General features: G+C 71.6%; 24 protein-coding genes. 10 read left to right on the top strand and 14 right to left on the bottom strand.

From position 1 onward, the window contains the following. Positions 1 to 199 precede the first annotated feature (199 nt). The 3 genes from AB0I18_RS30635 (at position 200) to AB0I18_RS30625 (ending at position 1851) form a co-directional block, all read left to right on the top strand. Positions 200 to 424 carry a hypothetical protein gene (locus tag AB0I18_RS30635; RefSeq protein WP_363108870.1) on the top strand — a complete coding sequence of 75 codons (225 nt, stop codon included), beginning with the start codon at positions 200 to 202 and terminating at the stop codon, positions 422 to 424. Between the two features lie 81 nt (positions 425 to 505). Continuing rightward, entirely contained in the window at positions 506 to 1009 is a 504-nt protein-coding gene (locus AB0I18_RS30630; protein ID WP_363108868.1) for a YbaK/EbsC family protein, read from the top strand. Continuing rightward, the gene (locus AB0I18_RS30625) at positions 1006 to 1851 is read left to right on the top strand and encodes a DMT family transporter (RefSeq protein WP_363108867.1); all 846 of its coding nucleotides are present in this window, start codon (positions 1006 to 1008) and stop codon (positions 1849 to 1851) included. The genes AB0I18_RS30630 and AB0I18_RS30625 overlap by 4 nt, the downstream gene beginning before the upstream one ends. Positions 1852 to 1915: 64 nt before the next feature. Here AB0I18_RS30625 and AB0I18_RS30620 read toward each other — a convergent pair whose 3' ends face one another. Together AB0I18_RS30620 and AB0I18_RS30615 are read right to left on the bottom strand one after the other, a co-directional pair. Continuing rightward, positions 1916 to 2596, bottom strand: coding sequence for a response regulator transcription factor (locus AB0I18_RS30620; RefSeq protein ID WP_363108866.1), 681 nt, complete (start codon positions 2594 to 2596; stop codon positions 1916 to 1918). Next, positions 2593 to 3948, bottom strand: a complete 1356-nt coding sequence (locus AB0I18_RS30615) for a histidine kinase (RefSeq protein WP_363108865.1) — start codon at positions 3946 to 3948, stop codon at positions 2593 to 2595. The genes AB0I18_RS30620 and AB0I18_RS30615 overlap by 4 nt, the downstream gene beginning before the upstream one ends. 287 nt (positions 3949 to 4235) lie before the next feature. On the opposite strand from AB0I18_RS30615, the gene AB0I18_RS30610 reads away from it, so the two are divergent. Together AB0I18_RS30610 and AB0I18_RS30605 are read left to right on the top strand one after the other, a co-directional pair. Beyond that, the gene (locus AB0I18_RS30610) at positions 4236 to 4964 is read left to right on the top strand and encodes an ABC transporter ATP-binding protein (protein WP_363108864.1); all 729 of its coding nucleotides are present in this window, start codon (positions 4236 to 4238) and stop codon (positions 4962 to 4964) included. Further along, positions 4961 to 7360 (top strand): FtsX-like permease family protein, encoded by a 2400-nt coding sequence (locus tag AB0I18_RS30605; RefSeq protein WP_363108863.1) that lies wholly within the window; start codon positions 4961 to 4963, stop codon positions 7358 to 7360. The genes AB0I18_RS30610 and AB0I18_RS30605 overlap by 4 nt, the downstream gene beginning before the upstream one ends. Positions 7361 to 7604: 244 nt before the next feature. On the opposite strand, the gene AB0I18_RS30600 is transcribed toward AB0I18_RS30605, so the two are convergent. From AB0I18_RS30600 to AB0I18_RS30565, 8 genes are all read right to left on the bottom strand, one after another. Then, positions 7605 to 8225 carry a superoxide dismutase family protein gene (locus tag AB0I18_RS30600; RefSeq protein WP_363108862.1) on the bottom strand — a complete coding sequence of 207 codons (621 nt, stop codon included), beginning with the start codon at positions 8223 to 8225 and terminating at the stop codon, positions 7605 to 7607. Positions 8226 to 8300: 75 nt separating this feature from the next. After that, positions 8301 to 8834, bottom strand: a complete 534-nt coding sequence (locus AB0I18_RS30595) for a DUF2690 domain-containing protein (protein WP_363108861.1) — start codon at positions 8832 to 8834, stop codon at positions 8301 to 8303. Positions 8835 to 9081: 247 nt separating this feature from the next. Next, on the bottom strand, positions 9082 to 10278 hold the full coding sequence (locus AB0I18_RS30590) for a serine hydrolase domain-containing protein (protein WP_363108860.1): 1197 nt from the start codon (positions 10276 to 10278) through the stop codon (positions 9082 to 9084). Positions 10279 to 10461: 183 nt separating this feature from the next. Beyond that, positions 10462 to 10932, bottom strand: a complete 471-nt coding sequence (locus AB0I18_RS30585; protein ID WP_363108859.1) for an organic hydroperoxide resistance protein — start codon at positions 10930 to 10932, stop codon at positions 10462 to 10464. A 106-nt stretch (positions 10933 to 11038) separates the two neighbouring features. After that, complete coding sequence (locus AB0I18_RS30580; protein WP_363108858.1) at positions 11039 to 11500, bottom strand: MarR family transcriptional regulator; 462 nt, start codon at positions 11498 to 11500, stop codon at positions 11039 to 11041. Next, the gene (locus AB0I18_RS30575; RefSeq protein WP_363108857.1) at positions 11497 to 12276 is read right to left on the bottom strand and encodes an ABC transporter ATP-binding protein; all 780 of its coding nucleotides are present in this window, start codon (positions 12274 to 12276) and stop codon (positions 11497 to 11499) included. The genes AB0I18_RS30580 and AB0I18_RS30575 overlap by 4 nt, the downstream gene beginning before the upstream one ends. Continuing rightward, positions 12264 to 13025, bottom strand: a complete 762-nt coding sequence (gene cbiQ, locus AB0I18_RS30570) for a cobalt ECF transporter T component CbiQ (RefSeq protein ID WP_363108856.1) — start codon at positions 13023 to 13025, stop codon at positions 12264 to 12266. The genes AB0I18_RS30575 and cbiQ overlap by 13 nt, the downstream gene beginning before the upstream one ends. A gap of 1 nt (position 13026) precedes the next feature. Then, positions 13027 to 14085 (bottom strand): energy-coupling factor ABC transporter permease, encoded by a 1059-nt coding sequence (locus tag AB0I18_RS30565; RefSeq protein ID WP_363108855.1) that lies wholly within the window; start codon positions 14083 to 14085, stop codon positions 13027 to 13029. Between the two features lie 192 nt (positions 14086 to 14277). Here AB0I18_RS30565 and AB0I18_RS30560 point away from each other — a divergent pair, with 192 nt between their 5' ends. Then, positions 14278 to 14619, top strand: coding sequence for an SsgA family sporulation/cell division regulator (locus tag AB0I18_RS30560; protein ID WP_363108854.1), 342 nt, complete (start codon positions 14278 to 14280; stop codon positions 14617 to 14619). 21 nt (positions 14620 to 14640) lie between these two features. Here AB0I18_RS30560 and AB0I18_RS30555 read toward each other — a convergent pair whose 3' ends face one another. The 4 genes from AB0I18_RS30555 to AB0I18_RS30540 all read right to left on the bottom strand — a co-directional run bounded on the left by AB0I18_RS30555 (position 14641) and on the right by AB0I18_RS30540 (position 21038). Further along, positions 14641 to 16353 (bottom strand): penicillin-binding transpeptidase domain-containing protein, encoded by a 1713-nt coding sequence (locus AB0I18_RS30555; protein WP_363108853.1) that lies wholly within the window; start codon positions 16351 to 16353, stop codon positions 14641 to 14643. 128 nt (positions 16354 to 16481) lie between these two features. Continuing rightward, a complete protein-coding gene (locus AB0I18_RS30550; RefSeq protein ID WP_363108852.1) occupies positions 16482 to 18104 on the bottom strand; it encodes a penicillin-binding transpeptidase domain-containing protein in 1623 nt (540 codons plus the stop codon). Between the two features lie 157 nt (positions 18105 to 18261). Then, positions 18262 to 19194: a chitosanase gene (locus AB0I18_RS30545; RefSeq protein WP_363108851.1), complete on the bottom strand. Its 933-nt coding sequence runs from the start codon at positions 19192 to 19194 to the stop codon at positions 18262 to 18264. 101 nt (positions 19195 to 19295) lie between these two features. Then, the gene (locus tag AB0I18_RS30540) at positions 19296 to 21038 is read right to left on the bottom strand and encodes a phospholipid carrier-dependent glycosyltransferase (RefSeq protein ID WP_363108850.1); all 1743 of its coding nucleotides are present in this window, start codon (positions 21036 to 21038) and stop codon (positions 19296 to 19298) included. Between the two features lie 62 nt (positions 21039 to 21100). On the opposite strand from AB0I18_RS30540, the gene rsmI reads away from it, so the two are divergent. The 4 genes from rsmI to AB0I18_RS30520 all read left to right on the top strand — a co-directional run bounded on the left by rsmI (position 21101) and on the right by AB0I18_RS30520 (position 25016). Then, on the top strand, positions 21101 to 21955 hold the full coding sequence (rsmI, locus tag AB0I18_RS30535; protein WP_363108849.1) for a 16S rRNA (cytidine(1402)-2'-O)-methyltransferase: 855 nt from the start codon (positions 21101 to 21103) through the stop codon (positions 21953 to 21955). 176 nt (positions 21956 to 22131) lie between these two features. Beyond that, a complete protein-coding gene (locus AB0I18_RS30530) occupies positions 22132 to 22575 on the top strand; it encodes a hypothetical protein (RefSeq protein WP_363108848.1) in 444 nt (147 codons plus the stop codon). 107 nt (positions 22576 to 22682) lie between these two features. Beyond that, positions 22683 to 23552, top strand: a complete 870-nt coding sequence (locus AB0I18_RS30525; protein WP_363108847.1) for a TatD family hydrolase — start codon at positions 22683 to 22685, stop codon at positions 23550 to 23552. A 135-nt stretch (positions 23553 to 23687) separates the two neighbouring features. Then, positions 23688 to 25016 carry a ubiquitin-like domain-containing protein gene (locus AB0I18_RS30520; protein WP_363108846.1) on the top strand — a complete coding sequence of 443 codons (1329 nt, stop codon included), beginning with the start codon at positions 23688 to 23690 and terminating at the stop codon, positions 25014 to 25016. Positions 25017 to 25113 lie beyond the last annotated feature (97 nt).

Here is a 25113-nt window from a genome sequence, read left to right as displayed (position 1 = left end):
CCGTCCCCTGAGAAGGCCCGCCGTGCTGCTGTTCCACGCAGCGCGGCGGGCCTTCTGTGAGTACGGCTCGACCGACCGGCCGGAGCGTGTCCGCCTAGGTGAGTCCCACTTCCACAACGGTCCGCTGGGTCTGTCCGGAACGTCAACTGCCGGTGCGGACACGGGATTCAATCGCGGGCCCGGGGGCACCCTGAACTCCGTGACGACCGGAGTGCCGACGTCTCAGGGAAAAACAGGGCGCGCGAAGACCGTGCTGCTGGCCACGTTCGCCCTGGCTGTTCTTTTGAACCTCGCTGACGCTGTCTGGAACCCTTCCGGTGACGTGTGGTTCACCTTGCGTGTCGCTGCGTCAGGCCTCTTCACAGTCGCTTTGGCCGTATTCATCGCGCTGTACTTCAGGTACCGCAGACGGCAACGCCTGTGACAACTGGATGAGCTGATCCTGTCTCCGTCGCGCGCGTAATCGAGATGTGAGCCCCTGGGCGAACCGGCTAGCGTGCCGTTCATGACCGTCGCCGAAGAGCCGAACGCCGCTCACCCCCGATTCGCCGAGGCCCTCCAGGAGCTGGGCCTCGATGACCTCCGCCCACAGGTCCGCCGCTTCCCGGACGCGACCCGTACCGCCGCCGAGGCCGCCGCGGCGATCGGGTGCGAGCTCAGCCAGATCTGCAAGTCGCTCATCTTCGCGGCGGACGGCGTCCCGGTGCTGGTCCTCATGGACGGCTCGTCCCGAGTGGATCTGGAGCTGGTGCGGCGGGAGTTGGGCGCCGAGAAGGTGACGCGGGCCAGGGCGGATCTCGTACGGGAGACGACGGGGTACGCCATCGGGGGCGTGCCGCCTTTCGGGCACCGGACGAAGACCCGTGTCCTGGCGGACCGTTCGCTGCTGGACCACGACATCGTGTGGGCCGCCGCGGGCACCCCGTACGCCGTCTTCCCGATGGACCCGAAGACGCTGATCGCCCACGCGGGCGCCTCGCTGGTGGACGTGCGCGAGCAGTCGGAGTGACCCCGCTCGTCACGGCCGCGGTCCTGCTGGCCGCCGTAACTCACGCCTGCTGGAACGCGATTGCCCACCGCATCACCGACAAGCTGGTCGGCTTCACGCTGATATCCGGCGGCGGGACGCTGATCGGTCTCGCCATGATGCCCTTCGTCCCGGTGCCGGCGGCCGAAGCGTGGCCGTACCTGATCGCCTCGGTCGTCCTCCACCTCGCCTACTACGTCCTGCTGATGCGCTCGTTCCGGCTGGGCGACTTCGGCCAGGCGTACCCGATCGCCCGCGGCACCGCGCCCCTCGTGGTGACGGCCCTGGCGGCGGTCTTCGCGCACGAGGTGCCGGACGGCTGGGCGGCGGCGGGCATCGCCCTGTCCTGCGCGGGCCTGACCGGCGTGGCGCTGTGGGGCCTGCGCGGCAGCCGCCCCAACTGGGCGGCGATCGGGGCGGCGTTGGCGACCGGCCTGTCGATCGCCGCGTACACGGTGGTGGACGGCCTCGGCGTACGGGCCTCCGGCACGTCCCTCGGCTACATCGCCTGGCTGATGGCCCTGGAGGGCGTGGCCGTCCCGGCGTACGCGCTGTACCGCTGGCGCGGCGAGACGGTCCGCCTGCTCCGCCCGTTCGCCGCCGTCGGACTACTGGGCGCGGCCCTCTCCGTCGCGGCGTACGGCCTGGTCCTCTGGGCCCAGACCCGCGCCGAGCTCGCTCCCGTCGCGGCTCTCCGGGAGTCGTCGATCATCGTCGGCGCGGCCATCGGAGCGGTGTTCTTCAAGGAGCGGTTCGGGGCGCCGCGGATCGCCGCGGCCGGGCTGCTGGTGGTGGGGATCGGGCTGATGCTGCGGGCGGGGTGAAGGCCCCGAAGGCGCCTCAGGGTCCAGCCCGTCCAGCCCGTACGGCCCGTCCAGTCCGTACGGGCTAGGTGCCGCCTCCCGGGGCGATCAGCCCCGTCTCGTACGCCAGGACCACGGCCTGGACGCGGTCGCGCAGGTCCAGTTTCGACAGGATGCGGCCGATGTGGGTCTTGACCGTGGTCGGGCTGAGGAACAGGCGGTCCGCGAGCTCGGCGTTGCTGAGGCCCGTCGCCAGCAGGCGGAGTACCTCGAGCTCGCGCGGGGTGAGGTCGGAGAGGTCGGGGTGCGGGGTGGTGGCCGGCGCCTCGGTGCGCTGGGCGAAGCGTTCGATCAGGCGGCGGGTGATCGCCGGGGCGAGCAGGGCGTCGCCGGACTGCACCATGCGTACGGCGGCCACCAGATGCTCGGGGGTGACGTCCTTGAGCAGGAAGCCGCTGGCACCGGCGGTGAGCGCGGCGTAGACGTAGTGGTCGAGGTCGTACGTGGTCAGGATGATGACCCGGGTGCCGTCCGGGCCACCGTCCGCGAGGATCCGCCGGGTCGCCTCGATGCCGTCCATCCGCGGCATCCGGATGTCCATGAGCACGACGTCGGGCCGCGTACGGCGGACCGCGGCGACCGCCTCGAACCCGTCGGCCACCTCGGCCGTCACCTCGATCCCGTCGGCGGCGAGGATCATCCCGAAGCCGGTACGCACCAGGGCCTGGTCGTCGGCGATGACGGCGCGCAGCGGCGGCCGGGTCATGCGGTCCGCCAGGGGATTCGTGCCGTGATCCGGTATCCGCCGGTGAGGGTCGGCCCGGCCGTCAGTTCGCCGTTGTAGACCGCCAGCCTCTCGCGCAGGCCTATGAGGCCCCGGCCGTTGCCGTCTGTCGGCACGGCGTCCCGTACACCGCCGGTGTCGGTGACTTCGAGCTCCAGCCACTCCTCTGCGTAGCCGATCATGACTGAGGCCTCGGCGCCGGGGGCGTGCTTGATCGTGTTGGTCAGCGCCTCCTGGACGACGCGGTACGCCGCGAGATCCACCCCGGGCGGCAGCGGGTCCGGCGGCAGCGACACCGCGACGCGCACCGGTGTCCCCGCGGCGCGCACCCGCTCGACCAGGGCGTCGAGCTGTCCGAGCCCCGGCTGGGGCTCAAGGCCGTCGGCGCGTTCGTGGTCCGGGCCGACGAGCAGGCCCATCACATGGCGCAGTTCGGCCATGGCGGCCCGCCCGCCGGCCTCGACCGCGAGCAGGGCCTGCTTCGACCGCTCGGGCGCCGCGTCCATCACCTTGCGCGCCGCGCCCGCCTGGATGACCATCACGCTCACATTGTGGGTCACGACGTCGTGCAGTTCGGCGGCGATCCGGGACCGCTCCTCCTCGACGGCCCGGCGCGTGGCCTCGTCCTGGGCCCGCTGGAGTCGCGCGTACCGGTCCCTGCTCGCCGCCAACTGCCGCTGCCACAACCGGACCAGACTGGCCAGCACCCCGGCGATCAGCAGTACGACCGCCGGGCTCGACCAGCCCGGCAGGATGGGCTCCGTGTCCCGGAACGCGAGGCCGGCCAGCACGGCGGCGACGACCAGTCCGGCCATCGCCCCCATCCGGTGGCGGCTGTGGACGACCGCGCTGTACGCGCCGATGACGCAGGCCACCACGTTCATCCAGGACGCGTCGTCAACCATGACCAGCGTCGCGAACATCACCACGGCGAACGCGGCCAGCGGATACCGGCGCCGGGCCACCAGCGGCAGCGCCGACAGCACGACGAGCGGCCAGAGCAGTGACGGGGCCTCCTCCTCATGCACCGGGAGGCCAGCAGGCGGCAGGTGCGGGGACGGGGGCAGCGGCGGCGGAGGAGGCGGGGCAGGGAACGGGGCATGCCGGTCGACCTGGACCGGCCCGCTGTCGGGATAGCGCGCGGTCCAGATCAGCGCGACGACGGTCAGCACGACGGCCAGCACCACATCGAAGCGCACCGCCCGGCGAGACAGCGGGGCCGGTTTCGGCTCCGGCCGTAGCGCGTCACGCACCTGCTGACCCCATCGGCCCCGTCGACCCCATCCGCGCCGGTCCTGCGCGTCCACCGTGTCCGCCGCGTCCACCGTCTCCACCGGCTCATTGTGCGACCGGGCCGCTCCGGGCCGCATCAGCCTGCGCGACCGGGCTCCCGCCCTTCAGGTGTACGTCGCAGGGATGACCCCGCGGCCGGATCCTCCGCGGGAAGGGCCGGGTGTCGGTGCCGCGGCCGACGCGCCGCAACCGCGCGCAGACCTACGTTCGCCTGGCCCGGCAAGGCATGCGCCCTGCCGATCGCAAATCCCGACCGGCACGTCCTGACCGCAAGCCCTGACTGCAAGCCCCTGACCGCAAGTCCCGACCGAAAGGACGGACGACTCCCATGACTCATGTGATCCAGCTGGAGGGCGTGGCCAAGCGGTACGACAGCGCCGGCGCGCCCGCACTCGGGCCGATCGACCTCGGCGTCGAGCAGGGCGAGGCGCTCGCCGTGACCGGCCCCTCCGGCAGCGGCAAGTCCACGCTGCTGAACCTCGTCGCCGGCCTGGACAAGCCGACCGAAGGCGCCGTGACCGTGGCCGGCCGCCGGATCGACCGGCTGAGCGAGCACGCGCTGGCCCGCTACCGCCGCGAACAGATCGGCATGGTCTTCCAGTTCTTCAACCTCCTCGACGACCTCACCGTCGCCGACAACATCCAGCTTCCCGCCCAGCTGACCGGGACCCCGCGGCGCAAGGCCGCGGCCCGCGCCGCCGAGCTCATGGAGGTCCTCGGCATCCACCGGCACGCTCGCGCCTACCCGGGCCGACTGTCCGGCGGCGAACGCCAACGGGTCGCGGTCGCCCGGGCGTTGGTCAACCGGCCCGCGCTGCTGCTCGCCGACGAGCCGACCGGCGCCCTGGACACCGCCTCGGGCCAGGACGTACGGGAGCTGCTGATGGATCTGCACCGCGGCGGGCAGACCATCGTGCTGGTCACGCACGACCTGGCGCTGGCTCAGGCGTGCGCGAGCCGCACGATTCACCTGGTCGACGGCCACCTCGCCCTCGACACGCGTCTCGACCCGCACCGCGACCCGCATCTCGACACGCCTGCGGAGGCCGCCCGATGAGCCCCTTCGGCACCGGCGCGCTCGGCCGGGTCGTACGTTCCGGGGTGGGCCGGCGCCGGGTGCAGACGGTGGTGATCGCCATCGCCACGATGATGGCCGTGGCCTCGGCCGTGGTCGCCGGCTCGCTCATCGTCGCCTCGAACGCCCCCTTCGACCGCGCCTTCGCGCAGCAGCACGGTGCGCATCTCACCGCGCAGTTCGATCCGGCCAAGGCGAGTGCGGCGGAGCTGAAGGGCACCGGGCGGCTGGACGGCGTCACCGCGAGCGCGGGGCCGTACCCGACCACGACCATCCACCCGGTGGACGAGGGCGGCGGGCACCTGCCCGCTCTGACCCTGGCCGGGCGGTCAGAGCCGCACGGCGACGTGGACGAGCTGGACCTCAAGTCCGGCCGGTGGGCGGCGAAGCCGGGCGAGATCGTGCTCTCCGCGTCGTTCATCGGACCCATGCTCGACATCGGCTCCACCCTGAAAACCTCGGACGCCGCGGACAGCCCGACGCTGACGGTCGTCGGCTTCGCGCTGTCGGCCGCCAGGACCGCCGATGCCTGGGCGACCCCCGGGCAGGTCAGCGCACTGGCCTCGAAGGACAGCCCGGTCACAAGTCAGATGCTCTACCGCTTCGACTCCGCGGGGACGAAGGGAGAGATCGCCGCCGCCCGGAAGCAGCTCACCGCTGCCGTGCCGTCCGGGTCGCTGCTCGGCACCCAGTCCTACCTGGACACCAAGCGCGCCGCCGATCAGGGCACGGCGGCGATCATCCCCTTCCTGGTGGCCTTCGGCGTGCTCGGCATCGTGATGTCGGTGATCATCGTCGGCAGTGTGATCAGCGGCGCGGTCGGCACCAGCCTGCGCAGGATCGGCATCCTCAAGGCCATCGGCTTCACACCGCGCGAGGTCGTACGCGCCTACGTGGCCCAGGCACTGATCCCGGCCGGAGTCGGCATCGCGCTGGGGGTCGTGCTGGGCAATCTGCTGGCCGTGCCACTGCTGGCGGAAACCGAGCAGGTGTACGGCACTGTCTCGCTGACGGTGGCCTGGTGGGTGGACGTCGTGGTGCCCGCCGTCGCGCTCCTGGTCGTCGGGATCGCGGCGCTGGTCCCCGCGCTGCGGGCCGGCCGGCTGCGTACGGTCGAGGCCATCGCGGTCGGCCGGGCGCCCCGCACGGGGCGCGGCCAGTGGGCGCACCGGGCGGTGGGGCGGCTGCCGCTGCCGCGGGCCGTGACCTACGGGCTCGCCAGTCCCTTCGCACACCCGGTCCGGACGGCCGCGATGCTGCTCGCCGTGGCGTTCGGCACGGTCGCGGCGACCTTCGCGGTCGGGCTGACCTCGTCCCTGAACGCGATCGGCGCCGCGGCGGACCCCGAGGACCGCGCCGCGGTCACCGCCGTCAGCGGCGTGCCGACCGGCCCGGGTGGGGGCGGGGGCCGCGTCGAAGCCGGGGGCGGCGGACCCAGTCCCCAGGGCAACGGCGAACCACCGTCCGCCGACCCGTCGAAGGTCCGCGCCGCCATCAAGGCAGAGCCGGGCACCGCCTCGTACTACGGCATGTCCCAGGCCGACGTCACCGTGGCCGGGATCTCCGGCCCGGTCCGGGCCAGCCTCTACCAGGGCGATTCACGTCCCGGCAGCTACGAGATGATCTCCGGGCACTGGATCGACGGCGCGGGACAGGTCGTCGTGCCCACAGCTTTCCTCGAACGGACCGGCACCGAGATCGGCGACACGGTTCGGGTGACCCTGGGGAAGGACACCCAGACCCTGCGGATCGTCGGCGAGGCCTTCGACACCTCGAACGACGGCCTGGCGCTCCACGCGGACCTCGACGCCTTCGCCGCGGCCGAGCCCGAGGTCTTCCAGATCGAGGTGAAGCCGGGCGTCTCGGCTGCCGAGTACGCCGGCCGGCTGGCCGCGGTGGTGCGGCCACTGGGCGGCGACGTCATGGCCAACTCCCCCTCGGAACAGGAGAACATGATCCTCCTCCTGAACGCGATGGCGGTGCTGCTCACCCTCATGCTGGTCTCCGTGGCGGGCCTGGGCGTGCTCAACTCCGTCGTCCTGGACACCCGGGAACGCGTTCATGACCTGGGCGTCTGCAAGGCGCTCGGCATGTCGCCGCGGCAGACCGTGAGCCTCGTGCTCGCCTCGGTGGCCGGGATCGGAGTGCTCGGCGGACTGGTCGGCGTGCCGGCCGGGTTCGCGCTGCACGGCTTCGTGCTGCCGGTGATGGGGCACGCGGCGGGCACCGATCTGCCGCCGTCGGTCCTTGAGGTGTACGACGCTCCGCAACTGGTGCTGCTGGGACTGGCCGGAATCGTGATCGCCGCACTGGGCGCGCTGCTCCCGGCCGGCTGGGCGGCCAGGGCCCGCACGGCCACGGCACTGCGCACGGAGTGACCGAGGGCCGAACCGCCGGGTGACGCCCGCCGGCAGGCGCAGAAGTACGTGCCAGCAGGCAGAGATGTACGTGCCAGTAGATGGAGAAGTACGTGGCGGAAGCCGCGGCGCTGTCGCGACGCGCCGAGGACCTTCAGCGGCAGGCAGTCGTCACTCGCCGCGCGTTGCGGACCCGTCCGGCGTGATCACGGTCCTGGGACTGTCCTGGGGCGGACGCCGGCGGGGTCCGCCCCAGGACGATGGCCTACTTGAACGGCACGTTGACGCAGGCGAGCCGTAGGCCCGCCGTTCCGGCGTGGCCGTCGTGCGTGGCCGTGGCCATCTCGTGGATCACCACAGATCGGGCGCCGCCCTCACGGAACCGCCAGTCGACGTCGGCCGTGGCGCGGCCCGTGCCGTCCCTGTTAGTGGTGAGGTCCAGCCAAACCTCGTTCTTCGGGTTGGCGTACTTCGAGTCGACGGACGGCTGGGTCGGGTCCAGCTCGTTCTGGTAGTGCGGGCCCGCCTCGGCGGGGAGCTGACCGCACGCCTTGGTGTGGACGTGGGCGCCGTAGGTGCGGCCGGCGGCGAGGCCCTTCGTACGCAGCTCTATACGGGTGGCGTCGCCGAGGCGAAAAACCTCCTTGACCCGGACGCGGCTTCCCTCGGGAACCAGTTCGGTGTTGTACGTCACCGCGTCCGATGCGGCCGCCTCGCTCGCCGGGGCGAACTTGGCCTTGACGACGACCGGCTTCCACGACGTCCGGTGGGGCGGCTCACTGGCCCCGGCGGTGGCCACCAGGCCGATGGCCGCGGCGAGTGCTGTGGCACCGGCGCCGACGACTTTGAAGCGTCTGTGCCGGGTGGTGAACTGGTGTCGAGTCATGCGGAACTCTCCAAGTGAGTGGCGGACGTACGGAGTACGTCACACGGACCGCGATGTGCGCAGGACGAGGTGCGGCTACTCCGCGAAGCTCTCGGTGCGGACCTCGCCCGCCTCGGCATCCGGCGAGGCGTCGAAGGCCGGGTTGACCGCGGAGGCGAGAGCGCTGCCGCCGCCGTCCAGCAGCACGACGCTCGTGTAGCAGGTGTAGGCGTTGAGGGAGTCGCTCTTGTCCAGGGTGGGCGTGCAGGAGTAGATCGCGTCCGGGCCCGTGCGCTTGATGGCCACGGCCGTCTGCTCGTTGGCGTACTGCTCGCCCGCGTCGGTGAGCTGTATCCGGGCCCAGGCGACGTGGCAGGTCGCGCTGTGCCGGATCTCGATCAGACCGACCTTGGCACCGGCCACGGTGATGTCGGCGGACTGGGTGGTCGTGGCGCCCGTGGCACAGCTGTCCGTGTACGGGCTGTCGCCGTCCTTGATGACGGCGGCCTGCTCGGCCGCGCCGGCCGCGGAGGTCCCGGTGTCGGCGTGTGCGGCGAAGGGGGCGGCGAGTGCGAGCAGCGGGGCGAGGGCCGCGGCCACGACGGCTCGACGGGCGGAAACGGATCGCATGAGAATGTCCGATCTCAGGAGCACATGGGGGGCGTGAGGCCACGGACACCGAGGTGGGGGTGCAGGGGATGAGGGGAGGAGGGTGCGCGGCGACGCGCAAGCCCGGGCCTGCTCCCAGCAGTTGAGGCGTCCACGGCTTCGATCATGACCCTATAGCGCCCTTTTGGCACTTCTGGACTACTACCGCAGGGTACTGAGGAGGCTCCGTGAAAGTTCAAGAGCCGTCCTTGGCTGCCCCTGGCTGTCCTTAGGTGCCGGGCCGGCTGATGGTTGCCCGCACCGCCCGTACCAGTGCCTGGGCCCGCGGATCCGCCGTCACCGTCTTGCGGAAGCCGTTGGTGACGTAGCCGAAGGCGATGCCGGACTCGGGGTCCGCGAAGCCCAGGGGGCCGCCTCGGCCGGGGTGGCCGAAGGAGGCCGGGCCCAGCAGTGGGGACGCCGTGCCGTGGAGCATGTAGCCGAGGCCGAAGCGGGTGCTGATGACCAGGGTGCGGTCCGGGCCCGCGGACTCCTCGGTCCTGGCCGCCGAGAGCGTCGCCGGGGAGAACAGCCGGACGCCGTCCACCTCGCCGATGAGGGCGGCGTAGAAGCGGGCCAGCCCCTCCGCCGTCGCGATGCCGTTGGAGGCGGGCAGGGCCGCCGCACGGTAGGCGGGGTCGTTGTCGTCGGGGGGCGGGGTGATCGCGGCGAAGGCCCGGGTGGTCGTCGAGTCCGGGTCCTTGTACGCCTCGGCCACCGCGCGCTTCGGGCGGGTGCGCAGGGCGTTCGGCGACTCGGGAGGGCTGACCCGTCCCACGCGGCCCACGCGGTGCGCCGCCGCCTCCGGCAGGCCGACCCACAGGTCCAGGCCGAGCGGGGCGGAGATCTCGGTCGCGATCCACTCGCCCACGCCCCGGCCGCCCGTGACGCGGCGGACCAGTTCGGCCAGGATCCAGCCGAAGGTGTGCGGGTGGTAGCCGTGGTCCGTGCCGGGCTCCCAGAGCGGGGCCTGCGCCGCGATCGCCCCGGCCGTACGGTCCGGGTCCGCGGCCTCGGCCGGCGTCAGCGGGTGGTCGACGACGGGCACGCCCGCGCGGTGCGACAGCACGTGCCGGACCAGCAGTCGCTCCTTGCCGCGCGACTTGAACTCGGGCCAGTACTCCGCGACCGGGGCGTCCAGGTCCAGCTGCCCGCGCTCATGAAGCAGGAGGAGTGCGGCGGCCCCCACCCCCTTGGTCGCCGAGTGCATGACGTGCGCGGTGTCCCGTTCCCAGGGAGCTGCTTCCCAGGGAGCCGAATCCGCCGGGCCGTCCACGTCCCGCGTGCCGCCCCACAGGTCCACGACCCGGCGCCCGTCCCGGTACACGGCGACGGCCGCACCCCGCTCCCCGAGCGCCTCGAAGTTCCGTACGAACGCGTCCCTGACCGGCTCGAAGCCCTCGGCCACTGTGCCGTTCACGTCCACGCCCGTACTCCTGTCTCGCGCATCCACGACAGTCGGTGCAACACGCACCGACCACCGAGGATTCCTAGGGCGCCCCGAAGGGGCGCGGGGCTGTGACATGTGCGGCTCCGCCGCCTGGGCGCGACCGGCCACGACGGTGCCGCAGGCGACGAACGGCACAGCGCGGCACCTCCGGCGGAGCGCTCAGCCCAGAAGGATCGTGACCTCGATGTTGCCGCGGGTGGCGTTGGAGTACGGGCAGACCTCGTGGGCCGCGTCCACCAGCTTCGCCGCGATGTCCTGGTCGACGACGGGGAGCGAGACGCTCAGGGCGACCGCGAGGCCGTAGCCGCGCTGCTTGTTGGGGCCGATGCCGACCTTCGCGGCGACCGCGGAGCCGGTCAGGTCGAAGCCCTCGCGGCGGCCCACCAGGACCAGCGCGTTGTGGAAACAGGCGCTGTACCCCGCCGCGAACAGCTGTTCCGGATTGGTGCCGTTGCCGTCGCCGCCGAGCGCGGGCGGCATCGCGACCCGCAGCTCGATCTGGCCGTCCTGGCTGGTGACGAAGCCGTCCCGGCCGCCGTGCGCGGTCGCCTCGGCGACATACATGATCTTCGTCGGACGAGTGTCGGGACGAGTGTCGGGACGAGTGTCGACAGCGGTGCCGTCGATCATGGCTGGACCTCCCCGGGGACAAGCGTGCACAAGTACATCGTGCACAATGTATCCGTCGCTTTCGGCCCTTTATTACCCGGGGGTAGAAACCGTGGGTAACCCGAGCTCAGGGCTGCACCCGCGCCACCAGCCGCCACAGGTCCCCACGCAACCGCTCCGCCTCGGCCCCCGACAGTCGTGTCCCGGCCAGCAGGGCCGCCGGTACGCACTCGGCACGCCCCCGCAGTTCCTCGCCCTGCCCGGTGAGCGCGACGAGCACCGACCGCTCGTCCCGCGCGGAACGCTCCCGGCGTACGAACCCGGCCGACTCCAGCCGCTTGAGCAGCGGCGACAGCGTCCCGTAGTCGAGCCGCAGGGCCGCGGCCAGCTCCTTGACGGTGAGCTCGCCGCGCTCCCAGAGGACGAGCATGACCAGATACTGCGGATACGTCAGCCCGAGGGCGTCGAGGAGCGGACGGTACGCGGCCGTCACCGCGCGCTGGGCCGCGTACAGCGCGAAACACAGCTGATCGTCGAGCAGCAGCGACCCGGCCGGTGAACCGGTCGTTGAGTCCTCTTCGTTCGTCACGCGCCCATTGTCACGGAGCGCGGGTCGAAGCCGAAGGGCAGCTCCAGACGGTGGGCCCGCATGAGCTCCTCGTCCGAGAGGAGTTCGCCGGTCTTGCCGTCCGCGGCGATCACGCCCTCGCTGAGGATCAGGGCGCGGGGGCACAGTTCGAGGGCGTACGGCAGGTCGTGCGTGACCATGAGCACGGTGACGTCCAACGACCGCAGGATGTCGGCGAGTTCGCGCCGCGAGGCCGGGTCGAGGTTGGACGAGGGCTCGTCGAGGACCAGGATCTCCGGCTCCATCGCCAGCACGGTCGCGACCGCCACCCGGCGCCGCTGCCCGAACGACAGATGGTGCGGCGGGCGGTCGGCGAAGTCCGCCATGCCGACCCGCTCCAGGGCCGTACGGACCCGCTCTTCCAACTCGGCGCCCTTGACGCCCGCCGCCGCGGGACCGAAGGCCACGTCCTCGCGCACGCTCGGCATGAACAGCTGGTCGTCCGGATCCTGGAAGACGATGCCGACCTTCCGCCGGATCTCCGCCATGTGCCGCCTGCCGACCGGGAGTCCGGCCACCGTCACCGTCCCGGCGCCGCCGGTCAGGATGCCGTTGAGGTGCAGGACGAGGGTGGTCTTGCCCGCGCCGTTCGGCCCGAGCAGCGCGACCCGCTCACCGCGCCCGACGGTGAAGTCCACGCCGAAGAGGGCCTGGTGGCCGTCGGGGTACGCGAAGGCCAGTCCGGCCACTTCCAGAGAGGGGGGAGAGGGGGGAGGGGAGGTCGTCACAGGGTCCATCCCAACAGACACACGACAAGGGCCGCACCGGGCAGGGCAAAGGCGTACGACCACTGTGCCCGGGACGCGGTCACCTCGTCGATGACCGGCATCGAACCGGCGTACCCCCGGCTGACCATGGCGAGATGCACCCGCTCCCCGCGCTCGTACGAGCGGATGAAGAGCGCACCTGCCGACTTCGCCAGGACGCCCCAGGACCGGACCCCGCGGGCCTCGAAGCCGCGCGACTCCCGCGCGATCTTCATCCGCCGCATCTCGTCCGTGATGACGTCCCCGTACCGGATCATGAAGGACGCGATCTGTACGAGGAGCGGCGGGAGCTTCAACCGCTGTAGTCCCAGGAGGAGTTCGCGCAGTTCGGTGGTCGAGGCGAGGAGCACGGAGGCGGCGACCCCGAGGGTGCCCTTGGCCAGCACGTTCCAGGCGCCCCACAGCCCGTTGACGCTCAACGACATCCCCAGTACGTCCACCCGCTCGCCCTGCGCCACGAACGGCATCAGCACCGCGAAGGCGACGAACGGCACCTCGATCAGCAGCCGCTTCAGCAGGAAGCCGGCCGGGACACGGGCCGCGTACGCCACGGTCGCCAGCAGCAGCGCGTACAGGCCGAACGCCCACATCGCCTCGCGCGGGGTCGACACGACGACGAGCACGAAGGCGAAGACGGCGGCGAGCTTGGTGTGCGGCGGCAGGGCGTGCACGGGGGAGTGTCCGTGCCGGTAGAGCCTGTGCGCGTGGCCGGCGCCCATGTCAGACGTTCTCGGCCAGGTCGGCCGTGGACGACGGGGACGTCTCGCTCGTACGACGCCTGCGGACCGCCCAGAAGACGCCGGTTCCCGCGACGACCGTGACGCCCACGCCGATCACGCCCGCGAGGCCGCCGGAGAGCCGGGAGTCGGTGAGGCCCTCGATGCCGTAGTCGGCCAGCGGGGAATCGGCAGCCGCGTGGTCCTCGACCTTGGCGTCGATGCCCTTGTCGGCGGCGACCTTCTCCAGGCCGTCGGGGCTGGCGGAGGCGTAGAAGCTGACGAAACCGGCGAGGACCAGGGAGGCGGCGAGCCCCGCGAGCCACACCTTGCGGTGGGAGCGGGCGGCGACCGGGATGGGCTCGGCGGCGGGGGCGTCGACCAGTTCGCCGCCCACGCGCAGCTTGAGCGGCGCGGTCAGGCCGCGGGCCCCGTAGACGAGATCCGGCCGTACGGCGATGACGGCGCCGACCGTCAGCGCGGTGATCGCGGCCTCGCCGATGCCGATCAGGACGTGCACGCCGACCATCGCGGTGAGGACCTGCCCGATCGGGACGTCCGTGGTGCCGCCGATCGCGTACACGAGCGTGAAGGCCGCGGCCGCCGCCGGCACGGAGAGAACCGCGGCGATGAAGGCCGAGACGGTAATGGAGCGGCGCTTCTTGGGCAGGAGTTTCACGAGGCCGCGGAAGACGACGTACGCGACGACCGTCGTGACCACCGCCATGACGGTGATGTTCACGCCGAGCGCGGTGAGGCCGCCGTCCGCGAAGAGGATGCCCTGCATGAGGAGGACGACGGAGACACAGAGGACCCCGGTGTAGGGGCCGACGAGTATCGCGGCCAGCGCACCTCCCAGCAGATGTCCGCTGGTCCCGGCCGCGACCGGGAAGTTCAGCATCTGCACGGCGAAGATGAAGGCGGCGACCAAACCCGCGAGCGGCGCGGTGCGCTCGTCCAGCTCACGCCGGGCGCCGCGCAGGCTCACGGCGACGGCCGTCGCGGCGACGGCCCCGGCCGCTACGGAGACGGGAGCGTTGATAAATCCATCAGGCACATGCACCCAATGATGATAGTGCCTTGTTGCGAACTACTTGCAAGAGCGAGATGGCCATGAATAAAGCCACAAGCGACCCAGGAGCGTAATCGGGAAAATATGCGACATTGGAGAGGTAGTAGCTCAAAAAGTTCACAAAAGGTTCTCCAGGGACCGGCCAATGGTCCGCAGCGGGTGCCCCAGCCGAAGGAGCGACCGATGTCCGCCGTCGAGCAGTACGCGCGCGCCCACATCGTCACGGACGCGGCGCAGGATCCACCCGCGGTCCCGGTCGCCCTGCGCTACGACCCGGAGACCGACCCCCGCAAGGTGCACATCACCCTGCCCGGCCACCACGAATGGGCCTTCGCCCGCGACCTCCTCGAACAGGGACTGCGCGCACCGGCCACCGCCGGTGACGTGAGCATCTGGCCGTGCGGCCGCGTCCAGGCCGTCATGGAGTTCCACTCGCCGAAGGGCGTGGCGGTCGTGCAGTTCGACTCGAAGGCGCTGATCCGCTTTCTGCGGCGTACGTACCTGGCCGCCCCTGTGAGCAACTGATGTGAAGTGATGTGAGCGGGATCAGCTGCCCGCCTTCAGCAGTGCCGCGACGATCGGTCCTGCCGTCTCCCCGCCGTGGCCGCCCTGCTGTACGACGCCCGCCCCGGCCAGGTCGCCCTTCCACGCCGTGAACCAGCCGTTGGGCTTCTTCTGCCCGTCGACCTCCGCGGAGCCGGTCTTGGCGCCGAAGTCCGGGCCCAGGCCCGCCATCGCCTCGGCCGCCGTGCCCGCCGCCGCCGTGTACTGGAGGAGCTCGCGGAGCTGGGACTGGGTGGACGCGGAGAGGGAACGGGACCCCTTCGCCAGGGTGCGCTTGTCGACCGTCGGAGCCACCAGGTAGGGCTGCTTGAAGGTGCCCGTCTTGGCCGTGGCGACGACCGACGCCATGTTCAGCGGGTTCATGCGGACCCCGCCCTGACCGATCAGGGAGGCCGCCATCTGGGCGTCCGACTGGACCGGCACCGAGCCGTCGAAGGTCGGCACCCCGATGGCCCAGTTGTTCATGCCGAGGCCGAACACCTGCTGGGCCTGCTTGGTCAGGTCGTCGTCGCTCAGCTTCTTCGCCTGGCTGATGAAGGCCGTGTTGCAGGAGCGCGCGAAGCTCGCCTTGAACGTGCCGCCCTTGATCTCGAACTTGTCGTCGTTCTGGAACTTCCAGCCGCCGTACGTCGAGTACTTGGGGCAGGGGTGTTCCTTGTTCACCGACGCGAGCCCCTTGTCGATGAGCAGCGACGCCGTGACGACCTTCATCGTCGAGCCGGGGGCCAGCGAGCCCTGGAAGGCGGTGTTGAAACCGTGGCCGGAGTTCGCCACGGCCAGGATCTCGCCGCTCGACGGTCTGATGAGGACCGCCGACGCCTTGGACTTCTTGGCCACCTCCCGCTCGGCGGCGGCCTGGAGGTCCGGGCTGAGCGTCGTACGGACCGTGCCCGGGGTGCCCTTGCTCAGCTCCAGCAGGGTCTTGTCGGGGTTCTTGCCGGCGGCCGCCTTGTCCGAGCCAGCGGCGTCCTCGGAGCCCTCGGCAGCCTTGGAATCCGCGCGGATCACCCGCAGTTCGATCCCCGCCTTGCCGCCCGCCGTCTTGCCGTACTTCTCCCGAAGGCCGTCAAGGACGGTGCCCAGCGAGGGGTACTTGGCGGTGCTCAGCTCGCCGCCGTCCCGGTCCTCGGCCTTGATCGGTGGCGTCCCGGACTCGCCGGTGACCAGCCGGTCGCCGTCCGCCAGGTCCGGGTGCACGACGGAGGACTGCCAGCCGACCAGCGGCTTGCCGTCCTTGGCGCGGCGGACGACGGTGAGCTCGGACTCGTACGCCAGGGGCTTGGTCAGGCCCTTGTAGGAGACCGTGCCCTTGACGGAGAACGGGACGGAGTCGCCGGAGCGCTTCCCGGCGGTGAGGGTCACATCCTTGATGTACGCCTCCTTGCCGTAGCCGGTCAGCAGGGTGCGCGCGGCGGGGGTGTCGTCCGTGGCGGCCGCGGCCGTCGTGACGTCACCGCCCTGCCAGGCCGTGAGGAACGCCGTGGCCGTGGACCGGACCTCGGCCGCCGACAGCGGGCCGGACTTCACCGGCTTGGCGTCCGAGGCCGTCGACCCCTGGTCGTCGGCCGCCGCCCCGCCGCCGTACACGGCGTAGACGCCGAATCCCGCGCCGCCGACGACGACGGCGATCATCCCGCCGATGACTGCGGGCTTCGTCTTCTTCCCGCGCTCGGTGGCGCGCCTTCTGTTCCCCACGGCTTCCGTTCCTTCGCTGCTTTCCCGGTGCCCTCACGCTCCTCGATGAGAACGAGAGCCACCACCCTAGAGTCCCGCACTGTGAGGGTGAGTTGGGCCACCCGTTGTTACCTATGGGTTCCGGCCGGTCAGCTCCCCGCCCGCAGGACGTCCGCCACGATCGGGCCCGCCGCGTCGCTGCCGTGGCCGCCCTCCTGGGTCATGGCCGCGGCCGCGATGTCGCCCCGGTAGCCGGTGAACCAGCTGTTGGACACCTTCTGGCCGTCGACCTCCGCCGAGCCGGTCTTGGCGCCGTAGTCCGGGCCGAGTCCGCTCATCGCGGTGGCGGCGGTGCCACTGGCCGCGGTGCGGTTCATCATCTGGCGCAGCTGTGCGGCCGTGTCCGCCGACAGGCCCTTCGCCTGGGCCAGCTCACGGTCGTCGAGTGACTGGGGGACGATCACCGGCTGCCGGAACGTGCCCGTGACGACGGTCGCCGCGACCGACGCCAGGTTGAGCGGGCTCATCTGGACCTGGCCCTGGCCGAGCATGTTGGCCGCCGTGTCCGGGCCGCCGGAGGCCGGGACGGAGCCGTCGAAGGACGCGATGCCGGTCTTCCAGTTGTCCTGGCCGAGTCCGAAGCGCTCCTGTGCCTCCTTCGTGAGCGAGTCGACCTGGATCTCGTCCGCGTACTTCACGAAGGCCGTGTTGCAGGAGCGCGCGAAGCTCTCCGAGAGGGTCGCGTTCTCGTTGGGGGTCATGCCCTTGAGGTTCTTGAATTTCGCGCTCTGCCAGACCGCGTCGGGCGGGCAGGGCGCGGGTCCGGCCGCCGTCGTGACGCCGTTGTCGATCAGCGTCGCCGCGGAGACGATCTTCATCGTGGATCCGGGGGCCACCTTGCCCAGGAAGGCCGCGTTGAAGCCGTCCTCACGGTTGTTGGCGACCGCCAGCACCTCGCCGGTGCTCGGCTTCACCGCGACCAGCGACGACTCGGAGTACCTCTTGACCGCTTTCTCGGCGGCGGCCTGGCTGTTCGCGCTGAGCGTGGTCCGCAGCTTGCCCGGCGTGCCCTTGGCGAGGGTGACCAGCGTCTTGTCGCCCTCGCCCTCGGTGGCGCGCCGGATCGCCAGCTCGATGCCCGGGGTGCCGCCCGCCGTGTCGCCGTAGGTGCCCCGCAGGTCGTCCAGGATCGGGCCGAGCGACGGGTACTTCGCCTCGGTCAGCACGGTTCCGTTGCGGTCCACGGCCTCGATCGGCGGGCTCGCAGCCTCGCCCGTGACCAGGGTGTCGCCCTGCTTCAGGTCGGGGTGGACGACGGTCGGCTTCCAGTCGACGAGCGCCTTGCCCGTGGTGACCCCGCGCACCACGGTCAGCTCGCTCTCGTACGTGAGGGGCTTGCTCTTCCCCTCGTACGACACCGTGGCCGACACCGAGAACGGGACGGTCGCGCCCGTCGGCGTACCAGGGGTGATCTTCACCTTGGCCAGCTGCGCACTGCCGAAGTAGGTGGTCAGCAGGGGCCCGGCCTCCCCCGCGTTATTGGTCTGTGCGGCGGCCGTGGATGCCTTGCCCTTCTCCCAGGCCGCGAAGAACTTCCCGGTGGTCTCCTCGACCTCCGCGCTCGACGGCGGCCCCGTCTTCGCCGGCTCGGGTCCCGCCGATCCGCTCTCCCCGTTGACGGCGCTCACTATGTTGTACGCGCCGTACCCGGCGCCCCCCACCATGACAGCGAACACACCGCCCACAAGGGCGGCCTTTGCCCCGTTGCGCATCGCGCGATTCCCCTCCCGTGGACCTTTCTGAACGCGTTCAGAAAGGAGCTCCTGCTCGCACTGTATGCGGGCGGGGTGGCCGATGTGGCCGGTGTGACCAGAAGTTGTCCGAAGAGAGACGGCTGCCGGAGCGCGGAATTCGGGCCTTCCCCGAGGTCTACGGCAGACGGAACGTTTCCCCGTACATCTCCCACCGCAGCGGTGTGGCCAGGTCGAAGTTGCCGTCGTCGAGGAACCGCCGCTGTGTCGTGTCCACGCGTGTGGTGTCGCGCTGCGGATCTTCGTGCTTCATCGCCGCGCGATGGACGTCCAGGAAGGCGTCGAGGTACGCCTTCTCCGCCTTCTGCTTGCTGCCCTTGCCGCCCTCGCCGCCCTGGGAAGGCGCGTCCGCCTGCTCCATGGCCGCGTTGCGCAGGCCGTAGAAGCCGCGCGGTCCGGTGCCCGGCCCGTGCAGCACCATCGCGTCGTAGTAGATGAACTGGCCGAGCGTGCCCAGCCCGTCGAGCTTCGCCAGGCGCACGGCCGGGTCGAAGTAGATGCGGTCGCGCTCGGTGTCCTGGGCCTCGCGGAACTCGGCCTTCTGCGCCTCCTGCACCCAGGCGTCGGTGAATCCCGGGTCCAGGCCCTCGTGGGAGTCGCTGCCGTCGACCTCGCGCAGGGCGGGCAGATAGCGGGCGAGGCCGTTGTCCGGATGGCTCTTCGTGTAGCGCTCGACGAGCGTGAGCAGGTCGTTGGTGCCGGTGCAGAAGCCGACGACGCCGGCCGTGTAGCCGTTGCCGTCGCCGAGGTCCTCGATGTGGTCGTACTGGCCGCGCCAGTCGAGCGTGGAGTTCTCGGCGGTCGCCAAGATCTGCTGCGCGAGCTCCTTCTTGCCGGGGGCGGCGAGGCCGGGCGGCAGCTCGGCGATCAGCGCGTCGTCCCGCTCCCGTTCCGAGGCCGACGACGGACCGGTACCGGAGGGCGACGCCTCGGCGGACAGGGGCCCGTCGCTGCCCGCCGGGGCTGTCAGACCACAGCCGGTGACGGAGAGCAGAACGGCCGCCGTGGCCACCGGGGCGACAGCGCGAAGGAGACGACCAGGACAATTCATGCCGCACAGATTACGGGCGGCCGGAAGAGCGTTCGATCGCGGGGATGCCTGGTCGGGACGCTACCCGGGCGGCGGCTGGTGTCCCGGCGCGGGCACGGTGGCTAGACCCACGTATCCAGCCACATCCGCGACCGCCAGCTGTCGATCGGGATCGCCTCGCCCGTGTAGATCGGCCAGAAATAGATGAAGTTCCAGGCGATCAGCAGGACGAGGACGCCCGACGCGGCCGCGCCGATCACGCGGCGGCGTTCGGTCGAACCCGGCGGGCCGAGGACGGAGCCGATCATCATCGCCACGGCCAGGCAGAGGAAGGGGAGGAAGACGACGGCGTAGAAGAAGAAGATCGTGCGTTCCTGGTAGAGGAACCAGGGGAGGTAGCCGGCCGCGATGCCGCAGGCGATCGCGCCCGCGCGCCAGTCGCGGCGGAAGAGCCAGCGCCACAGGACGTAGAGGACCGCGAAGGCGGCCGCCCACCACAGCAGCGGGGTGCCGAGGGCCAGCACCTCGCGGGCGCACTTCTCGCCCGCGTCCGTCGGGCAGCCGTCCTTGCCGGGGAGCGGGGACTCGTAGAAGTACGAGACCGGGCGGCCGGTGACGATCCAGCTCCACGGGTTCGACTGGTACGTGTGCGGGGAGGACAGGCCGACGTGGAACTCGTACACCTGCGACTCGTAGTGCCACAGGCTGAGCCACCAGTCGGGGAGCAGCCAGGACCAGTCGCTGGTCCTGCCGTTGGCCGTGGCCCAGTCGCGGTAGTAGCCGCCCGAGCCGTTGGTGGCGGAGAGGAGCCAGCCGGCCCACGAGACGACGTACGTGGCGACGGCGACCGGGACGGTGGACAGGAAGGCCCAGCCCAGGTCGTGCTTCAGGACAGCCAGGTGGGGGCGGCGGGCACCCGCGACCCGGCGTGAGCCGACGTCCCACAGGACCGTCAGCAGGCCGAACGCGACGAGGAAGTAGAGGCCGTTCCACTTGGTGCCGATGGCCAGGCCGAGCAGCAGACCGGCCGCCAGGCGCCAGGGGCGGCGGCCGAGCCGGGTGTTCTCGGCGGCGTGCACGTCCGGGCGTACCACTCCGTCGGCGTCCGGCGGGAGCGCGGCCGCGAGGCGTTCGCGGGCCTTGTCGCGGTCGATGAGCAGGCAGCCGAACGCCGCGAGGACGAAGAACATCACCACCTGGTCGAGCAGCGCGGTGCGGCTCATCACGAAGTGCAGGCCGTCCACGGCCATCAGCGCGCCCGCCAGACAGCCCAGGAACGTCGAGCGGAACAGCCGGCGGCCGATCCGGCACAGCATCAGGACGGACAGCGTGCCGAGCACGGCCGTCATGAAGCGCCAGCCGAACGGCGTGAACCCGAACATCCACTCGCCGAGCCCGATGACGTACTTGCCGACGGGCGGATGGACCACGTACGCGGCGTCCGACGGGATCCTGATGCTGCCGTTGTTCTGGAGGATCAGGTCGTTGGCGTCCTTGGCCCAGTTGACCTCGTACCCGCGGTGGATGAGTGCCCAGGCGTCCTTGGCGTAGTACGTCTCGTCGAATATCACCGCCTTCGGGCTGCCCAGGTTCCAGAACCGCGTCACGCCCGCCACCAGCATGATCAGCAGCGGGCCGCCCCACGCCGTCCAGCGGGTGATGCGGTCGGCGGCCTCGTGGCTGAGCCCGATCGACGCCCACAGACGCGGGCTGGGCTCGGTGTACGCGGGCACCAGGCGGTCGCGGACGTCGCTTCTGGGGCGAGCCGCGTAGCCGAATCGGCGCAGCCGCTGCTGCCACGACGGCCGCAGCTCTTCGACGCCCTGTCCCTGCCGGGTGTCCGTGGAGGACGCGGTACTGGTCACCGCGCCATCGTAGGGAACAGGTCTGTGGGAGTCCCGCCGGTCGCCCCTGCGAGGATGGAACCGTGACAGGAACACTCGTACTCGCAGGCACGCCCATCGGGGACATCGCGGACGCGCCGCCCCGGCTGGTGGCGGAGTTGGCCGGGGCCGACGTCATCGCCGCCGAGGACACCCGGCGGCTCAGGCGGCTGACGCAGGCGCTGGACGTGCAGCCGTCCGGGCGGGTCGTGTCGTACTTCGAGGGCAACGAGTCGGCCCGTACGCCCGAGCTGGTCGAGGCCCTGGTCGGCGGGGCGCGGGTGCTGCTCGTGACGGACGCCGGGATGCCGTCCGTGTCGGATCCCGGGTACCGGCTCGTCGCGGCCGCCGTGGAGAAGGACATCAAGGTCACCGCCGTCCCGGGGCCGTCCGCCGTGCTCACCGCGCTCGCGCTGTCCGGACTGCCCGTCGACCGGTTCTGCTTCGAGGGGTTCCTGCCCAGGAAGGCCGGCGAGCGGCTGTCGCGGCTGCGGGAGGTCGAAGGCGAGCGGCGCACGCTCGTGTACTTCGAGGCGCCGCACCGGCTCGACGACACACTCGCCGCGATGGCCGAGGTGTTCGGGACACAGCGGCGGGCCGCCGTCTGCCGCGAGCTGACCAAGACGTACGAGGAGGTCAAGCGCGGGCCGCTGGGGGAGCTGGCCGCCTGGGCCGCCGAAGGCGTACGCGGCGAGATCACCGTCGTCGTGGAAGGCGCCCCGGAGAAGACCGAGTCGCTCGACGCCGACGAACTGGTGCGCAGGGTGCGCGTGCGCGAGGAGGCGGGGGAGCGGCGCAAGGAGGCGATCGCCGCCGTGGCCGCCGACGCGGGGCTGCCCAAGCGCGAGGTCTTCGACGCCGTCGTCGCGGCGAAGAACGCGACGCGAGGCACCCCATGAGCGGGCAAAGGAGTAGCGTGAAAAGCAAAGCTCAGACCCGGTAACCGGGGTCCTCTCACAAGGAACGGCCAAGACGGCTCCAACACTCGACAGGTCTGATGCGTTCGCGCCGGTAGAAGCGTCCACTGGACACAGGGACGCACCCGTCCCTCGTCCAGCGGACAAGAGGAGCTGGCATGAGTGAGATCGCAGCACAGACCGGCCATCGCAGCGCGGCGACCGCCGTTGTCAACGAGTCCTACTCCTTCGCCTGCATGCGGTGCGGGCACGGCTGGGAGCAGTCCTACGAGATCGAGCATCACCTCGACGCCGAGGGTGCGGAGTTCGTGATGTACGTGGCCGACGGCAAGGTCGTGCCGTCGCCGCTGAGCCGGCCGACCTGTTTGAACTGCGACGGTCATGTCGTACGCATCATGCGTCCCGGGCGGGTGACCTCGGCGCAGAACTCGATGAGCCGGCCGGCGCCGGTCAGCAGGCGGAAGGCCGCCGCGGCCGCCGAGGCCCTCGCGGAGTCGCCCGGGACAGCCGGGCCGGCGGAGTCGGCGGCGACGCCCGCGGAGGGCCACCACTGGCACCTCTCCGATCTGCTGCACCCGTTCCACCACCGCAAGGCGGGGTGACCCCCCAGGTCCTCCCCCCGGGTGCCGGGCCCCACGTCCGCGGCGGCGACCTCCCCCCGCCCGCCCGCGGCGTGAGGCCCGGCGCGCTCCCTTCGTAGGATCGGGGTATGCCTTCCAACCGCGAAGCCCCGCCCCTCCCGGACCCCCTCCGGGTGCCTGTCGCCGACTCGCACACCCATCTCGACATGCAGTCCGGCACGGTCGAGGAGGCGCTCGCCAAGGCCGCGTCGGTCGGTGTGACGACGGTCGTGCAGGTCGGCTGCGATCTGAAGGGCTCGGGGTGGGCGGCCCGCACGGCCCTGGAGCACGACGCGGTCCACGCGACCGTCGCGCTGCACCCGAACGAGGCGCCCCGCATCGTGCACGGCGACCCCGACGGCTGGTCCCGGCAGGGCGCCAGGAAGCCCGGCGGCGACGGCGCGCTGGACGAGGCGCTCGCCGAGATCGACCGGCTGGCCGCGCTGCCCCAGGTCAGGGGCGTCGGCGAGACCGGCCTCGACTACTTCCGCACCGGACCCGAGGGCAAGGCGGCCCAGGAGAGGTCCTTCCGCGCGCACATCGAGATCGCCAAGCGGCACGGCAAGGCGCTGGTCATCCACGACCGGGACGCCCACGCCGACGTGCTGCGGGTCCTCAAGGAGGAGGGCGCCCCCGAGCGGACCGTCTTCCACTGCTACTCCGGTGACGCCGCCATGGCCGAGCTCTGCGCCCGCGCCGGCTACTACATGTCCTTCGCCGGGAACATGACCTTCAAGAACGCCCAACCGCTGCGCGACGCCCTCGCCGTGGCCCCCCTCGAACTCGTCCTCGTGGAGACCGACGCGCCCTTCCTGACCCCCGCGCCGTACCGCGGACGGCCTAACGCCCCGTATCTCATTCCGGTCACGGTCCGCGCCATGGCCGCCGTACGGGACCTGGACGAGGACGCGCTGGCGACGGCGATCTCGGCGAACACGGCCCGCGCGTTCGATTACTGAGCCGTAACGCTCAGGGGGTCGGTAGAGCCCGGCCCGGGGGCATGTCGCGACACTGCGTAGTTGCGCTGCTTTGGAGAGTGACGGTGGAGCGGCTAGGTTCTCCTGGCCCGATCCGGATCTCTGGAGCGTGTCGTCGTGAGCAATTCGCAGTACGAGACGTATGGCCCGACCTACGAGAACCATGAGCCGTACGGTCACGGACCCCCGGACACGTATCGGCCCGCGTACGAAGCATGGCCAGGGCCGGAGGCCCCGACGCTCCCGCGCCAGGCGGCGCCGGTCGCCGAAACGCAGGAGATGCCCCGCGAGACGTCCCGCGCCGGCGGTCGCGCGGAAGCCCGTCGCGCCGCCCGGCGCCGAAGGAGCGCCGAGCGGCCCGACATGCGCCGGCTGCTGCCGCAGGCGCTGGTCGTGGCGTTCCTCGCGGGCGGTACCTCGGCGTTCGTCGCCGACGACAAGGCGATCGAGCTGAGCGTCGACGGGAAGCGGCGCACGCTGCACACCTTCGCGGACGATGTGACCGAGCTGCTCGCCGACGAGGGCGTCCGGGTGGGGGCGCACGACGTCGTGGCGCCCGCTCCCGGGGCAGCCCTGACCAGCGGGGCCGAGGTCGCCGTGCGGTACGGGCGGCCCGTGCGCCTCACGCTCGACGGACAGTCGCGCAGGGTGTGGACGACGGCGGACACGGTGGACGGGGCGCTGCGGCAGTTCGGGGTGCGTGCCGAGGGCGCGTACCTGTCGGTCGCGCGCTCCCTGCGGATCGGGCGCGAGGGGCTCGAACTCGACGTGCGTACCGAGCGGACCGTGACGGTCATGGCGGACGGACGGGCGCGGACGGTCCGTACGAACGCCGCGACGGTCCTGGAGGCCGTGCGGGATGCCGGGGTCACGCTCCACGGGCAGGACACCACGTCCGTGCCGCCCGGGAGTTTCCCGCGCGACGGGCAGACGGTGACGGTCATGCGGATCACCGGCACGAAGGAGGTCCGCGAGGAGCCGATCCCCTTCGCGGTGGAGCGGACCGAGGACCCCGCGCTCTTCCGGGGCACGGAGGTCGTCGAGCGGGCGGGGCGGCCCGGGTTGCGACGCGTCACGTACGCCCTGCGCACGGTCAACGGCGTCAAGGAGAAGCCGCGGCGGCTCGGCGTCGAGGTCGTCCATGAGCCGCGGGCGCAGGTGGTGAAGGTCGGGACCAGGCCGATGCCGGCGTCGGTGCAGGGCGCCGACGGTCTGAACTGGCAGGGGCTCGCCCACTGCGAGTCGGGAGGTCGGTCGGGGGCGGTAGATCCTTCCGGCACGTACGGCGGCCTCTACCAGTTCGACAACCAGACCTGGCACAGTCTCGGCGGCTCCGGCCGCCCACAGGACGCGCCGGCGGCCGAGCAGACGTTCCGCGCGAAGAAGCTCTATGTGCGGCGGGGGGCCAGTCCTTGGCCGCACTGCGGGGCGCGGCTGCACGGGTGAGTGTTTCCTCGCCCCCGCCGCCCCTACCCGTCCCATCCCTGGGGGCTGCGCCCCCAGACCCCCGCAATCGGCCTGAACGGCCTCGTCCTCAAACGCC

Source organism: Streptomyces sp. NPDC050704 (genome assembly GCF_040654355.1).
Taxonomy (GTDB): Bacteria; Actinomycetota; Actinomycetes; order Streptomycetales; family Streptomycetaceae; genus Streptomyces.
Note: the sequence above shows the minus strand (reverse complement) of the source record. Positions and strands in the feature narration are given on the sequence as shown.